This window comes from Rhodococcus koreensis (assembly GCF_017068375.1).
GTDB classification, from domain to species: Bacteria; Actinomycetota; Actinomycetes; order Mycobacteriales; family Mycobacteriaceae; genus Rhodococcus_F; species Rhodococcus_F koreensis.
In genome coordinates this window covers 7,680,128-7,694,550 of the sequence record NZ_CP070609.1, presented here as the reverse complement: position 1 = coordinate 7,694,550, position 14,423 = coordinate 7,680,128, and the positions used below count along the sequence as shown (strand labels likewise).

Here is a 14,423-nt window from a genome sequence, read left to right as displayed (position 1 = left end):
GTGAACAGTTCGTACCCTCCAGCATAGGAGAAGGGGCAAACCGATTATTCGCGGACGTACAAGCGCAGGGTCACGTATGCGGTGACCGCCGCCATTCCGACGCCCACCAGCACCAGCACCGGCGACACGAACAGCACGTCGCTGTTGGAGATCCGGGCCACGATGTTGGCCTCGTACACGTCCGCGAGCACGTCGTCGATGAACATGTTCTTCGCGGTGAACAGGCCGACGATGGCCAGGACGGCGCCGACCAGCGCGGCGACCACCGCCTCGAGCAGGAACGGCAACTGTGTGTACCAGCGGGTGGCACCGACCAACCGCATGATGCCGACCTCGGTGCGACGGGTGAAGGCCGCGATCTGAACCATGTTCGCGATCAGGAGAATTGCCGCCACGGCCTGCACGATCGCGATCGCGAACGCGGCGTTGCGCACCCCGTTGAGGACGCTGAAGAGCCGCTCGACCAGTTCGCGCTGGTTGAGGACGCTCTCGACGCCCGGGCGGGTACCGAAGTTCTCGTTGATGACGCCGAACCGCTCCGGGTCGCTGAGCTTGACCTTGAACGAGGCGGGGAAGCTGTCGGGGCTGACGAGCGCGGCGAGTTCGGGCTGATCCTTGAACACCCGCTCGGTCGCGTCCTTGACCGCGTCGTCCCGGTTGAGGTACTCCACCGACACCACCGACGGCGTGTCCTCCAGTTCCGTGCGCAGCGACTTGCAGATCTCCCCCTCGCAGCCCGGGTCCGACGTGGAGATGTCGTCGGTGAGGAAGATCTGTACCTCGACGCGGTCCAGGAAGATCTGCTGGGTCTTGCCGGCCATCTGCACCACCAGCAACCCGCTCCCGAACAGGCCGAGGGAGATCGCGGTGGTGAGGATCATCGCGATGGTCATGGTGACGTTGCGGCGGAGTCCGGTCAGGACCTCACTGAAAATGAAACTGGCACGCATCGGGGAATCAGAGTCCTTCGTAGGAGACTTGGGGACAGTACTGAAGCTTGGAGTGCAGGGAGGGCGGCTAACGCCCCACGCCGTACACACCCCGAGCCTCGTCGCGCACCACTCTGCCGAGGTCCAGTTCCACCACGCGACGACGCATCGAGTCGACGATGTGGTGGTCGTGGGTCGCCATCACCACCGTCGTTCCGGTGCGGTTGATCCGTTCGAGCAGCAGCATGATGTCCTGGCTGGTCTCCGGGTCGAGGTTGCCGGTGGGCTCGTCGCACAGCAGCACCAGCGGCCGGTTCACGAACGCCCGCGCGATGGCGACGCGCTGCTGCTCACCACCGGACAGTTCGGTGGGGAGCCGGTCGGCCTTTCCGGACAGCCCGACCATCTCGAGCACCTCGGGGACGGTCCGGGAGATCATCGCGCGCGGCTTCCCGATCACCTCGAGCGCGAACGCGACGTTCTCGGACACGGTCTTCTTCTGCAGGAGCCGGAAGTCCTGGAAGACGACGCCCATGCTCTGCCGCAGCTTCGGCACACGCCGGGCGGACAGCTTGTTGACGTGGAAATCCGCGATGTGAATGTCACCCGACGTCGGCGACTCCTCCTTGAGGAGCAGGCGCATGAACGTCGACTTTCCCGAGCCCGACGGGCCGATCAGGAAGACGAACTCGCCCTTGTCCACCTCGACGCTCACCTTGTCCAGGGCGGGCCTCGTGGAGGTCTTGTACGACTTCGACACATTCTCGACGCTGATCACGAGGAGCCAGTCTAGACGTTATCGAACAGTGACCAAATGGAGCGACGCGCGCGTCATCGCCCCGTCTGCGGTGTCGCCGACGTCGTCGGGACGGAAGACGTGGTCGGCGGCGTGGTGGTCTGCGGAGGCGGGAACGGATTGGGAATCCCGAACGGCAGCGTCGGCGTCGACGTCACCTGACTGGTCCCGGTGGGCGCCGTCTGCTCCGGCGTCGGCTCGGGTGTCGACTCGGTGGTCGTGGCGGTCTCCGTCGTCGACTCGATCGTCGTCTCGAACTCCGACGTCGGCGGCGTGGTCTCCTGGATCGGCGCCTCCCGGGTGGGGACGACAGCCGGAGCGACCGGTCCCTGAACCACCTCTTCGGCGGGATTGAGGTACGTGTACAGCGTGTACAGCACCACCCACAGGATGCACAGCACCAGCGTCGACGTCCGCACCCGGCCGCCGAGGATCTTGGCGGGAAGGAACGAGGAGTGCAGAATCCGGTCCAGTCCGCGCCGGGGTTCGTCGGTCATCCCTCGCCCTCCGCTGCCCGGACCGTCTGGAGGTCCGGTTCGACGGTGATCCCCTGCCGTCGCATCGCGGTGGCGATGCGCACGCGCAGTGCGCGACCGACCTGGAACTGCTTACCCGGCAGGGTCCGCGCCACGACGCGGACGCTGACCTCGTCGACCGTCAGACTCTCCACTCCCATCACCGTCGGCTCGTCGAGCAGTAGTTTCTTCAGTCCGCGATCCGCGAAGGCCTCGACGCCGACCTGGTGGAGCACCTCGTTGACGCGGTTGATGTCCGACGTGGCCGGAACGGGAACGTCGATCACGGCGCGCGCCCAGTCCTTGGACAGGTTGATCGCCTTCACGATCTGGCCGTTGGGCACGGTGATGACCTCACCGTCCGAGTTCCGCATCCGGGTGACCCGGAGGGTGACGTCCTCGATCACGCCCTCGGCGTCCTCCGACGACCCCGTCACCGCGAGCTGCACCGTGTCACCGAATCCGTACTGGCGTTCGGTGATGATGAAGAAGCCGGCGAGGATGTCCTGCACGACGCGCTGCGCGCCGAAACCGAGCGCCGCACCGAGCACGGTGGCCGGGGCCACCAGGCTGCCGATCGGCAGGCTCAGCTGGTCGAGGACCTTCATCGTCGCGATCACGTAGATGATGGTGATGATCACCCAGGTGATCACCTGCGCCACCGAGTGGCGGTGCTTGGTCGCCTCGGACCGCACGAGGGCGTCGCCCTGCATGTAGTTGCTGTCGATCCGGTCGGTGACCTTGCCGCCGCCCCAACTGACGAACCGCGCCATCAGGATCGCTCCGAGGACGGTGAGGGACACCGCCAGCCCCGTCGACGAGAGCCAGTCGAGGAGGTTCTGGGTGGGAGCGAACACTGCCGCCGCCGGTTCCATGGAGATCAGGACGCCTGACTCTCGCGCATCCGCCACCGGATGCCGGATTCGAGGAAGCCGTCGATGTCACCGTCGAGCACCGCCGACGGGTTGTTGACCTCGTACTCGGTGCGCAGATCCTTGACCATCTGGTACGGGTGCAGCACGTACGACCGCATCTGGTTGCCCCAGGAACTGCCGCCGTCGCCCTTGAGCGCGTCCATTTCGGCGCGCTCCTCCTTGCGCTTGACCTCGAGCAGCTTGGCCTGGAGGACGCGCATCGCCGACACCTTGTTCTGCAGCTGCGACTTCTCGTTCTGACACGTCACGACGATGCCGGTCGGGATGTGCGTCAACCGGACCGCGGAGTCGGTGGTGTTGACCGACTGCCCGCCGGGGCCCGAGGAGCGGTACACGTCGACGCGGACGTCGTTCTCGTTGACGTCGATGTGGTCGGTGGTCTCGACCACGGGCAGGACCTCAACCTCGGCGAACGACGTCTGGCGGCGGCCCTGGTTGTCGAACGGGCTGATCCGGACCAGCCGGTGCGTGCCCATCTCGACGGAGAGGGTTCCGTAGCTGTACGGCGCCTTGACCGCGAACGTCGCGCTCTTGATGCCGGCCTCTTCCGCGTAGGACGTGTCGTAGACCTCGACGCCGTAACCGTGTTTCTCGGCCCAGCGGATGTACATGCGCATCAGCATCTCGGCCCAGTCGGCGGCGTCGACGCCACCGGCGCCGGAGCGGATGTTGACCAGCGCGTCACGCTCGTCGTATTCGCCCGAGAGCATCGTCTTGACTTCCATCGCCGCGATGTCCTCGCGCAGGCTGTGCCGCTCGGCGTCGGCGTCCGCGATGGCCTCCGCGCCCTCGTCCTCGGCGAGTTCGTAGAGCACCGGCATGTCGTCGAGCCGCGAGCGCAGTTCCTCGACGCGGCGCAGTTCGGCCTGGGAGTGCGACAGCTGGCTGGTGACCTGCTGGGCGTGCTCCTGGTCGTTCCACAGCTCCGGATCGGCAGCCTGGTGTTCGAGCTCGTCGATACGGCGGCGCAACTCCTCCACGTCCAGCACCGATTCGACGGTGCGGAGGGTGGTGTCGAGCTCGCTCAGGTCTGCGGATACGTCGGGATGCACGGTTCCCAAGGTTACCGGGTGCGGACAGGTGCCCTGTCACCCCTTCGTTCCGGCCGAAGTCACCCCTTCCGATCACGTGGCGCGAAAGCCTTGCGGACCCCGGAAGTGCCTTGTTGCATGCACGGGTACGCACTTGTTTGTGCCGCCATCCCGGACGGAGTCGACGATGACCGTGACCGACCAGTACCTGAAGAACAACGAGGAGTACGCCGCCGGATTCACCGGGCCGCTCCCCCTGCCCCCCAGCAAGCACGTCGCGGTCCTCGCCTGCATGGACGCACGTCTGGACGTCTACCGGATCCTCGGTCTCCAGGAGGGTGAGGCGCACGTCATCCGCAACGCGGGCGGGGTGGCGACGGACGACGAGATCCGCTCGCTCGCGATCAGCCAGCGGCTGCTCGGCACCACCGAGATCATCCTCATCCACCACACGGACTGCGGGATGCTCACGTTCACCGACGACGACTTCAAGAAGTCCATCCAGGACGAGGTCGGGATCAAACCGGCCTGGTCAGCCGAGGCGTTCTCCGACCTCGACGAGGACGTCCGGCAGTCGCTGCGCCGCATCCAGGCCAGTCCCTTCGTCACGGCGACCACCTCTCTCCGCGGGTTCGTCTTCGACGTCGCCACCGGCAAGCTCGCCGAAGTGAAGATCGACTGAGGTCCGCGCGGGCGCGGTACGACCGCGCGGTACGAGTAATCTGTGCGACCGTGACCGATCTCGACGCCGACCTGCAGCTCGCCCTCCGAATCGCCGACGAGGCGGATGCGATCACGAGGGCCCGCTTCGGGGCACTCGACCTGTCGGTGGACGACAAACCCGACCTCACCCCGGTCACGGACGCGGACCTGGCGGTGGAACGGGCGGTCCGGGCGACGCTGGAATCCGAGCGGCCCGCCGACGCCGTCCTCGGTGAGGAGTTCGGCGGCGACGCGCAGTTCTCGGGTCGGCAGTGGGTGGTCGACCCGATCGACGGCACCAAGAACTTCGTGCGGGGCGTCCCCATCTGGGCCACGCTGATCGCGCTGCTCGAGGACGGCGTTCCCACCGTCGGCGTCGTGAGCGCCCCGGCACTCGCGCGCCGCTGGTGGGCGGCATCGGGTCGCGGCGCCTGGTCGACGTTCGACGGCTCCGAGCCCACTCGGATCGCCGTCTCGGCCGTCGACCGTCTCGGTTCGGCCAGCCTCACGTTCTCGAGCCTGTCCGGATGGAAGGAACTCGGCATCCGCGAGCAGTTCCTCTCCCTCACCGACGACGTGTGGCGGGTCCGCGGATTCGGTGACTTCTTCTCCTACTGCCTGCTCGCCGAGGGCGCCGTCGACATCGCCGCCGAGCCCGAGGTGTCGTTGTGGGACCTCGCGCCCCTCGACGTCCTGGTGCGCGAGGCCGGCGGCCGGTTCACCAATCTCGCCGGCGCCGACGGCCCGCACGGCGGCAGTGCGCTGGCCACCAATACTCTGCTGCACGACGAGGCGCTGTCCCGACTGCGCTGATGCAGTAATACAGGCAGCAGTCCTGACAAGGCCTCCGCCCTCCTCGGCTCCCGAGGAGGGCGGATTTCGTATGTCCGCTGTCTGCACCCCCCGCCCCCGAGAATCGGGCTCGAACCCGACGCGGTGGGGAGCTCGTGGGCACCGGAACTTACTCGATAGTAGACACCCACCTTACTGCTAAGTAAGATAGTTGGTGTCCACGCCCGAACACCGAGAAACAGCTGGTGATCATGAGCAAGCAAGACACTGTTGCCCCCAACGGCAGAGCGAAGCGGAACCCCCGTGACACGTCCGCCGTCGGACTGAATCCCGTCAAGCGCGACGCCATGGGTGCCGCGATGCGCGTGCTGACCAAGATCACCGGATCCGATCTGGCCGAGAAGTACAACCTGCGCCAGACGATCGACCGGGTGACCTACGAAGGCACGAAGACCGGTTTCAAGACGCTCGGCGCCGCGACCCGCGGATTCCAGAAGGTGTCCGGCGGCGGCGCACCGAAACGCCTGCCCGACAACCCGACCGCCAAGGCCGGCTACTTCGACCTGACCCCGAGCGACGAGCAGCAGATGATCGTCGAGACCGTGCGCGAGTTCGCCGCCGAGATCCTGCGGCCCGCCGGCCACGACGCCGACGCTGCCGCCGCCGCACCGGCGGATCTCGTGAAGCGCGCCGCCGAACTCGGCATCACCCTGATCAACGTTCCCGAGGAACTCGACGGGGCCGCCAGCGAGCGCGGGGCCGTCACCAACTCCCTCGTCGCCGAGGCCCTCGCCCACGGCGACATGGGGCTCGCGCTGCCGATTCTCGCGCCGAGTGGCGTCGCGGTCGCCCTCACCCAGTGGGGCACCGACTCCCAGCAGAAGACCTACCTACCCTCGTTCACGGGCGAGCAGGTTCCGAACGCGGCCGTGGTCGTCAACGAGCCCCGCGCACTGTTCGATCCATTCGCGTTGCAGACCAAGGCAGTCCGCTCCCCCAGCGGCTACAGGCTCAACGGCGTCAAGAGCCTCGTTCCCGCCGCGGCCTCGTCGGAACTGTTCATCGTGGCGGCCGAACTCGACGGCAAGCCCTCCTTCTTCATCGTCGAGGCCGACACCAAGGGACTCGTCGTGGAGTCGGACCCGAGCATGGGCCTGCGCGCCGCGGGGCTCGGCCGGCTCAACCTCACCGATGTCGCCGTGCCCGAGTCGGGTCTGCTCGGCGCCGCCGACGCCGACGCGCGGAAGGCCGAATACGCCGACGCCATCCGGCTGGCCCGCCTCGGCTGGGCGTCGCTCGCGATCGGCACCGGGCAGGCCGTTCTCGACTACGTGATCCCCTACGTCAACGAGCGGGTCGCGTTCGGTGAGCCGATCAGCAACCGTCAGGCGGTCGCGTTCATGGTCGCGAACATCGGCATCGAACTCGACGGCCTGCGCCTGGTCACGTTGCGCGGCGCCTCCCGCGCCGAGCAGGGGCTCTCGTTCGCCCGCGAATCGGCCCTCGCCCGAAAGCTGGCGTCCGAGAAGGGCATGCAGATCGGTCTCGACGGCGTCCAGCTGCTCGGTGGCCACGGTTACACCAAGGAACATCCCGTGGAGCGCTGGTACCGCGATCTGCGCGCCATCGGCGTCGCCGAGGGCATCGTCCTGATCTGAGCGGCCGGATTCGAACTAAGGAAACAGTCATGATCAACCTCGAACTTCCCAAGAAGCTCAAAGCCTCCGCGAACCAGGCGCACCAGGTTGCGGCAGAAATCTTCCGGCCGATCTCCCGCAAGTACGATCTCGCGGAGCACGCCTACCCCAAGGAACTCGACACCATGGCCGCCATGGTGGAGGGCCTCAACGACTCCGGTAAGGGGGCGGCGGGAGCCGCCCTCGGACGCGGCGACGAACCGAAGGTCATCGGGAACGTCAACGGCGGCAACATGTCCTCGCTGATGAATGTCATCGAAACCTGCTGGGGCGACGTGGGCCTCACACTGGCGATCCCGTACCAGGGTCTCGGCAACTCGGCGATCGCGGCGGTCGCCACCGACGAGCAGCTCGAGCGTTTCGGCAAGGTGTGGGCGTCGATGGCGATCACCGAACCCGGTTTCGGTTCCGACTCCGCCGCCGTCACCACCACCGCGGTCCTCGACGGCGACGAATACGTCCTCAACGGTGAGAAGATCTTCGTCACCGCCGGCGAGCGGTCCACCCACATCGTCGTGTGGGCCACCGTCGACAAGACCAAGGGCCGCGCCGCGATCAAGTCGTTCGTCGTCCCGCGCGACGCCCCGGGCCTGAGCGTCGCCCGCCTCGAGCACAAGCTGGGCGTCAAGGCGTCGGACACCGCAGTGCTGCTGCTGCAGGACTGCCGGATCCCGAAGGACAACCTGCTCGGCACGCCGGAGGTCAACGTCGAGAAGGGCTTTGCCGGCGTCATGCAGACGTTCGACAACACCCGCCCGATCGTCGCCGGCATGGCCGTCGGCCTGGGCCGCGCCGCGCTCGAGGAACTGCGCAGCATCCTCTCCGACGCCGGTGTGGAGATCTCGTACGACACCCCCGCATACAACCAGCACGCGGCCGCCGCCGAGTTCCTGCAACTCGAGGCCGACTGGGAAGCCGCCTACCTGCTCGCCCTGCGGGCAACGTGGATGGCGGACAACAAGAAGCCGAACTCACTCGAGGCGTCGATGTCGAAGGCGAAGGCCGGCCGCACCGGAACCGCCATCTCCCTCAAGGCCGTCGAACTCGCAGGCACATGGGGATACTCGGAGCGACCGCTGCTCGAGAAATGGGCACGCGACTCGAAGATCCTCGACATCTTCGAGGGCACGCAGCAGATCCAGCAGCTGATCGTGGCCCGCCGTCTACTCGGGAAGTCGTCGGCAGAGCTGAAGTAGCACCGGCGCACGGCTCATGCCGTCCGGAAACGGGATTCACGCGAGATCGCGCCACCGGACGAGAACCTCGTGCACCGCCTCGGCGCCCTGCAGAGGGTTCGGTGGCGCGGGCAGGTCCGCGGGATACAGCAGGAACGGCGTGTTCTGGGGTCCACCGAGCCCGCCGTGCGATCCGACCTGGTCTTCGAACGCGGCGACCTCCCGGGTGTCCGGCCAGTACCGCCCGCCCACCATCAGGTCGGCGACGTTGTCGAACGTGTCCGTGCGGCGGACCCGGTCGAGGGCGCCGGGCCCGAAATCGGCGAGCGGATCGACGCCGTCGACCTCACCGGTGGCGACGTCGGCGCTGCCGGCAGATCCGAGCACGACCGAGCCGTCGTCGTCGCGGGCCACGAGCACGAACCCGATACCGGGATGTGTGACGAGCGCCGGAATCAGGTCCGGGTAACGGGCGTCGATCCATTCGCGGGTGGCCCGGCCCGGCACCCGCGGGAAGCTGACCAGCCCGAGATTGCCGGACGCGAGAACCACCGGATTCTCGCCCGGGGTGACGACGTCGGGACTCGCTTCCGACCGGAGGCTGGCCTCGGCATAGCCGAGGCCCTCGGCGCCGCGCCCTCGGCTGCCGAGCGTGACGGAGTCGCCCTCACGGCGACCCGGGGCGTGGCAGGCGTCGAGCACGACGTCCTCGAGGCCCTTGCCGTAGCGGTCGCGGAACGTGGAACCCTGACTCTGCCCGTGATCCGACAGCACGACGATGCGGTAGGGCCTGCCCGCCTGGGCGGCGACGGCGGCGATCATCCCGATCTCGTCGTCGAGTGTGCGCAGGACCTTACGCGTCTCGGGGCGTTCGACACCGGAATGGTGGGCGACCTCGTCGTACCCGACCAGGTCGACGTACACGGGGCTGCGGCCCGCGATGAGATCACCGACGACCGCGGCGACGACGACGTCCGTCTCGACGACCGTCGTGAACGCACGGACCAGCGGATACAGCCCACCCCGCCGGACGCGCGGGGTGACGTCGGCGCGGCGTTGCCGGTACGCCTGCACGTTCTCCCGCAGCACCTCGGCGACGAGCCGAACCGCGGTGCGCACGGCGCTCGCCGGGTCGACGAAGTAGTCGGCGTATCCGGTTGCCCTGCCCCCCATCCGGGCGCCTCGCATACGGCTGACCACGAGGACGTTGTCGTCGGCGCCGCCGGTGACCAGGTTGCCGCGGCTGGCGCCCCCGGTGAGGAGACCGGGCCGGTGCGCGCGCTCGAGTTCGCGGGCGGCGTTGTCGGCGGGATTGCTGAAGACGGCGACGGTGCCGCGGGGCTTGTCGTACCACCGGAACGCGGGCACGTTGTGGTTGTCACCGTGCAGGATCCCGAGCTGGCTCGCACCGGTCTGACTGCTCCAGTCCGTGTGCCAGGACGTCAGGACGTGGGAGCCCCGGTGCACGAGCCCGGCGAGGTGCGGCGTGACGCCGTCGCGGATCGCGCGTTGCAGCACCGCGTGGCCGAGGCCGTCGATCTGGATGCAGAGCAGTCCGGGTTCCCCCGCCGCCGCGTCCGCACCGCCGCGACGTCGTAGCCGGGACCGGTTGCGGCGCACCAGCATCAAACGGTACGTGTCGTCGCGCCTGGCCGCGATGGCTCCGGCGACACCGGAACCGACGACGGACATCACCAGGGCCAGCACCAGCACGTCGGCGACCCGTTCCGTGGTGGCGACCGGTACGACCCGCACGGCGAGCACCATGATCAGCCAGTTCCCGGCGAACACGCCCAGGAACAGCAGCGCCGGACCGACCCACAGCATCGCGCGCACGAGCAACGGCCACAGGGTGACCGACAGCAGTCCGTACACGAGGGCGAGGAACAATGCTGCCGGGATGGTGTCGAAGGGGCCGCCCGCAGGTGTCGGACGCAGCCGGACCCCCGGCAGGATCAGGTCGGTCAGGACCAGTGCGACGGCGGAGACGAGCCACAGCACGAGAAATTCGGTGACCGTCCTGGCCGCCGAGCCCAGAGAGCGCATCGCAGACCTCCCTTTTGGGGGATCGTAAGGTCTGACAGGGAGTGGCGCGGCGGAACTCATCGCAGCAGCGTCACCGCGACGAGCGAACGGGACCGCCATGACCGAGAACGCAGGGGTGCTCATCCGGTGGCGGGGGCATGCGACGGTCGAGATCACGGACAGCGGGACGACGATCCTGACGGACCCGGTGCTGACGGCACGGGTGGCGCACCTGCGGCGTCGCCGCGGCCCAGACCCGATGGCCGACCCGGTGCGGCCGGACGCCGTGCTGCTGTCCCATCTGCACGCCGACCACACCCACCTGCCCTCGCTCGCCCTGATCGGGAACGACATTCCGATCGTCGTTCCCCGCGGCGCGGTGGACGCGTTTGCGGGACTGCGGGTGTTCGGCGACCGGCTGATCGAGATGTCGCCCGGGCAGGACGTGCGACTCGGTTCGGTGACGGTGCGCGCGGTGCCGGCCGTGCACGACGGCAGACGGTGGCGCCGTGGCCCACAGCGGGCGCAGGCGCTGGGGTACGTCGTCGACGGCGCGGCGTCCACGTATTTCGCCGGTGACACCGCCCTCGATCCCGCGATGGCGGAGTGGGTTCCGCGCTGCGACGTCGCGCTGCTGCCGGTCGGAGGGTGGGGGCCGAATCTCGGACCGGGACACATGGATCCGGAATCGGCCGCCGCCGCGGCGAGGTCCGTGGCCGCCGTGGTGTCGATCCCGATCCACTTCGGCACGCTGTGGCCGATCGGAATGGACGCGGTCCGGCCTCGCCGGTTCCACGGCCCCGGTCGCGAGTTCGTCCGTCGCGCGGACGCGGACGGCCTGAGGGCCGTCGAACTGGACCCGGGCGAGGCATTCCGGTGACTTTCGGTTACGACCGGCACCGGTGCCGCTGTCCTCTACCCTGACTGGTGACACGGTCCGCCTATCCGAAGGGTTCGACATGTCAGTGCAGCACGTTCTCACCAAGCTGACGGACGCCGTGGGAGCTGTACGGGTGATGAACCGCGCAGGCCTCGTTCCGTTTCCCCGCGTCGACCAGGGTGTCCGATCGATTCTGGCGGTGCGGAAGTACGGCCCGTTCGCAGGACCCGTCCACGCGAACGCCGAGGCGGGCCTGGATGCGGTGGCCATCATCGACGAGCGCGGCGCCCTCACCTACGCCGACATCGAGGAACAGTCCAACGCCCTGGTGCGTGCGTGGCAGACCGACGGCATCACTGCGGGCTCCGTCATGGGATGCATGTGCCGCAATCATCGTGGCCTGGTGCTCACGATGCTCGCCGCCGCCAAGAACGGCACCAAGCTGGTGCTGATGAACACCGGTTTCGCCCGGCCGCAACTCGTCGACGTCGCCGCCCGCGAGCAGGTGCAGGCCTTCGTGTACGACGACGAATTCCACCAGGTCGCCGAGGCCCTCCCGGACGAGGTGATCGTCTATCGTTCGTGGGCGGAGGAAAATTCGACGTCCCGGGTCCGCACGCTCGACGACGCGATGGAGGGCCGAGACCGCGCTTCGCTGCCCGCACCGTCCGCGCTCGGTGGATTCGTCCTCCTCACCAGTGGCACCACCGGCACACCGAAGGGCGCTCCCCGCGGACACACGTCGCCGCTCGCGTCGGCACAGTTCCTCGACCGGGTTCCGCTGCGGCGCGGCCAGACGATGATGATGGCGGCCCCCGCCTTCCACGGGACGGGAGTCTCCCAGTTCGCACTCGCGCTGGCGCTGGGCCAGACCGTGGTGATGCATCGGAAGTTCGATCCGGAGAACACGATTCGCCTGGTCGAGAAGCACCGGTGCGACACGCTGGTCGTCGTTCCCACCATGCTGCAGCGCATCATCGATCTCGGACCGGAGACCTTGGCGAAGTACGACACGTCGAGCCTGAAGATCATCTTCGCGGCCGGGTCCGCGCTCTCCCCCGACCTCTGCAAGCGCACCACCGCCGCGTTCGGCACGGTGCTCCACAACCTGTACGGCTCCACCGAGGTCGCCGTCGCCACCGTCGCGACACCCGCCGACCTCGAACTGGCGCCGGGTACCGCGGGACGGGCACCCGTCACGTGCCACGTGGAGCTGTACGACGAGTCGGGTCGGCGGATCACCGAACCCGAGACCGTCGGACGCATCTTCGTCGCCAGCGGTCTCAGCTTCTCCGGATACACCGACGGTCGCGACAAGGAGCGCATCAACGGCCTGCTGTCGACCGGCGACGTCGGGCACTTCGACCGCAACGGCCTGCTCTTCGTGGACGGCCGCGACGACGACATGATCGTCTCCGGCGGCGAGAACGTCTACCCGCTCGAGGTCGAGAACCTGCTCGCGGACCGCGAGGACGTGCTCGAGGCCGCCGTGATCGGTATCGAGGACTCCGAGTTCGGCCATCGACTCAGGGCTTTCGTCGTGCCCGCCCCCGGGTCCGCGAAGGACGCCGAGGAAATGAAGGCTCACGTCAAGTCGAACCTGGCGCGGTACAAGGTGCCCCGCGAGATCATCTTCATCGAGGAACTACCCCGCAACGCGACGGGCAAGTTGCTGCGCCGCGTCCTGATCGAGATGGACGTCACGGAAAGCTGATCCACCGGCCTGCGCCCCACCCGGCGCTCCGTCGCCGGCCACGGAACTGAATACGGAAACAAAAAAGAACCGGTGCCCTGGATTCCAGGACACCGGTTCTTCGGTGGTAGCGGGGACAGGATTTGAACCTGCGACCTCTGGGTTATGAGCCCAGCGAGCTACCGAGCTGCTCCACCCCGCGCTGCATGAACAAAGTTACACGAGCGAACGAACGGATTGCAAATCGCCCGGAAAGAGGCCGACTAGCAACCTTTCAGCACCACCCGAGTCACATCCGTTACCTAAAAGTTATGACCTGCGTCACACTTTTGGGAAAATCTGTAACGTTTTCGGAATCCGCAACTAGTGGGTCGACCTGCGAAAACACCGTGCGTTCATCCCAGTATTTGGACGCCCGTCACAGAAAATCGGCCCGTGACCATTCCGTGATCGCCGCGTACGTTCGTTGCCAGCCCGAAACCAACGGGCAACGCCGACCCGCCGCAGCTCGACCTGCCCCAGCGGGATCCGGAATCCCGACACCTCGAGGGGCAGGACGAGGACAGATCGACCAGCGGGTCGGCACACCAGCCGTCATCCACACGACCACCTCGTCGGCAGGCGCGGAGAGGAATCAACCACATGTTCAATTCCAGCATCGTCAAGCGGACCATGGGCGCAGTCGCACTCACCGGAGCAGTCATCGGAGTGCCGCTCGGCCTGAGCACCGGCACCGCTTCGGCCGCTTCCGGAGACTGGGACGCTGTCGCAGCATGCGAGAGCAGCGGCAACTGGGGCGCCGACACCGGAAACGGCTTCTCGGGCGGCCTGCAGTTCACCGACAGCACCTGGGCCGCGAACGGCGGCTCCGGCTCGCCTTCGAACGCCTCGCGCGAGGAGCAGATTCGGGTTGCCGAGAACGTCCTGGCGACCCAGGGACCCGGCGCCTGGCCGGTCTGCGGACAGTACCTCTGATCTGCACCCCACACTTGCCCGAGCGCCCTGGCGCGCAGCACGACTGCGCGCAGGGCGCTCGGGCATTGCACGGCATCGACCTACACCACCGAGATCCGTTTCCCCGCCATTTACGCGTGAGCCGCTGCACAAATTAGCAGTGATCCCCGCCACATAACAACGGTGTAACGAATCGACTCCGAAACGATATCAAGCGCTTCTGAACTGCGGAAACAGGGAAAATTCGCCCTCGACGCCGGACACCTGTCCACCATTTTCGCCAGGTGAACTGCGGGCGA

The 14,423-nt window shown here is 67.5% G+C and carries 12 protein-coding genes, 1 tRNA gene and 1 pseudogene; 7 read left to right on the top strand and 7 right to left on the bottom strand.

What is annotated here, in order from left to right:
- Positions 1 to 44 precede the first annotated feature (44 nt).
- From ftsX to prfB, 5 genes are all read right to left on the bottom strand, one after another.
- Positions 45 to 950: a permease-like cell division protein FtsX gene (ftsX, locus tag JWS14_RS34785; protein WP_072937689.1), complete on the bottom strand. Its 906-nt coding sequence runs from the start codon at positions 948 to 950 to the stop codon at positions 45 to 47.
- A 67-nt stretch (positions 951 to 1,017) separates the two neighbouring features.
- A complete protein-coding gene (gene ftsE / locus JWS14_RS34780) occupies positions 1,018 to 1,707 on the bottom strand; it encodes a cell division ATP-binding protein FtsE (RefSeq protein WP_005240222.1) in 690 nt (229 codons plus the stop codon).
- A gap of 53 nt (positions 1,708 to 1,760) precedes the next feature.
- The gene (locus JWS14_RS34775; RefSeq protein WP_095860819.1) at positions 1,761 to 2,222 is read right to left on the bottom strand and encodes an Rv3103c transmembrane domain-containing protein; all 462 of its coding nucleotides are present in this window, start codon (positions 2,220 to 2,222) and stop codon (positions 1,761 to 1,763) included.
- On the bottom strand, positions 2,219 to 3,115 hold the full coding sequence (locus JWS14_RS34770) for a mechanosensitive ion channel family protein (RefSeq protein ID WP_072937794.1): 897 nt from the start codon (positions 3,113 to 3,115) through the stop codon (positions 2,219 to 2,221). Before JWS14_RS34770 ends, JWS14_RS34775 begins: the two co-directional genes overlap by 4 nt.
- 5 nt (positions 3,116 to 3,120) lie before the next feature.
- The gene (gene prfB / locus JWS14_RS34765) at positions 3,121 to 4,227 is read right to left on the bottom strand and encodes a peptide chain release factor 2 (RefSeq protein ID WP_072937793.1); all 1,107 of its coding nucleotides are present in this window, start codon (positions 4,225 to 4,227) and stop codon (positions 3,121 to 3,123) included.
- 166 nt (positions 4,228 to 4,393) lie between these two features.
- Here prfB and JWS14_RS34760 point away from each other — a divergent pair, with 166 nt between their 5' ends.
- From JWS14_RS34760 to JWS14_RS34745, 4 genes are all read left to right on the top strand, one after another.
- Positions 4,394 to 4,888, top strand: a complete 495-nt coding sequence (locus JWS14_RS34760) for a beta-class carbonic anhydrase (protein WP_095860820.1) — start codon at positions 4,394 to 4,396, stop codon at positions 4,886 to 4,888.
- A 50-nt stretch (positions 4,889 to 4,938) separates the two neighbouring features.
- The gene (gene hisN / locus JWS14_RS34755; RefSeq protein WP_095860821.1) at positions 4,939 to 5,721 is read left to right on the top strand and encodes a histidinol-phosphatase; all 783 of its coding nucleotides are present in this window, start codon (positions 4,939 to 4,941) and stop codon (positions 5,719 to 5,721) included.
- Between the two features lie 224 nt (positions 5,722 to 5,945).
- On the top strand, positions 5,946 to 7,358 hold the full coding sequence (locus JWS14_RS34750) for an acyl-CoA dehydrogenase family protein (RefSeq protein WP_206015255.1): 1,413 nt from the start codon (positions 5,946 to 5,948) through the stop codon (positions 7,356 to 7,358).
- A gap of 29 nt (positions 7,359 to 7,387) precedes the next feature.
- The gene (locus tag JWS14_RS34745) at positions 7,388 to 8,593 is read left to right on the top strand and encodes an acyl-CoA dehydrogenase family protein (protein ID WP_206015254.1); all 1,206 of its coding nucleotides are present in this window, start codon (positions 7,388 to 7,390) and stop codon (positions 8,591 to 8,593) included.
- A gap of 36 nt (positions 8,594 to 8,629) precedes the next feature.
- Here JWS14_RS34745 and JWS14_RS34740 read toward each other — a convergent pair whose 3' ends face one another.
- A complete protein-coding gene (locus tag JWS14_RS34740) occupies positions 8,630 to 10,618 on the bottom strand; it encodes a phage holin family protein (RefSeq protein ID WP_206015253.1) in 1,989 nt (662 codons plus the stop codon).
- Between the two features lie 97 nt (positions 10,619 to 10,715).
- On the opposite strand from JWS14_RS34740, the gene JWS14_RS34735 reads away from it, so the two are divergent.
- Positions 10,716 to 11,477: an MBL fold metallo-hydrolase gene (locus JWS14_RS34735; RefSeq protein WP_095860825.1), complete on the top strand. Its 762-nt coding sequence runs from the start codon at positions 10,716 to 10,718 to the stop codon at positions 11,475 to 11,477.
- Positions 11,478 to 11,556: 79 nt separating this feature from the next.
- Positions 11,557 to 13,191, top strand: coding sequence for an acyl-CoA synthetase (locus JWS14_RS34730; RefSeq protein WP_095860826.1), 1,635 nt, complete (start codon positions 11,557 to 11,559; stop codon positions 13,189 to 13,191).
- A gap of 104 nt (positions 13,192 to 13,295) precedes the next feature.
- Here JWS14_RS34730 and JWS14_RS34725 read toward each other — a convergent pair.
- A tRNA-Met gene (locus JWS14_RS34725) sits at positions 13,296 to 13,372 on the bottom strand.
- A 440-nt stretch (positions 13,373 to 13,812) separates the two neighbouring features.
- On the opposite strand from JWS14_RS34725, the pseudogene JWS14_RS34720 reads away from it, so the two are divergent.
- A pseudogene (locus tag JWS14_RS34720) lies at positions 13,813 to 14,142 on the top strand (transglycosylase family protein); the annotation flags it as partial.
- Between the last annotated feature and the right edge of the window lie 281 nt (positions 14,143 to 14,423).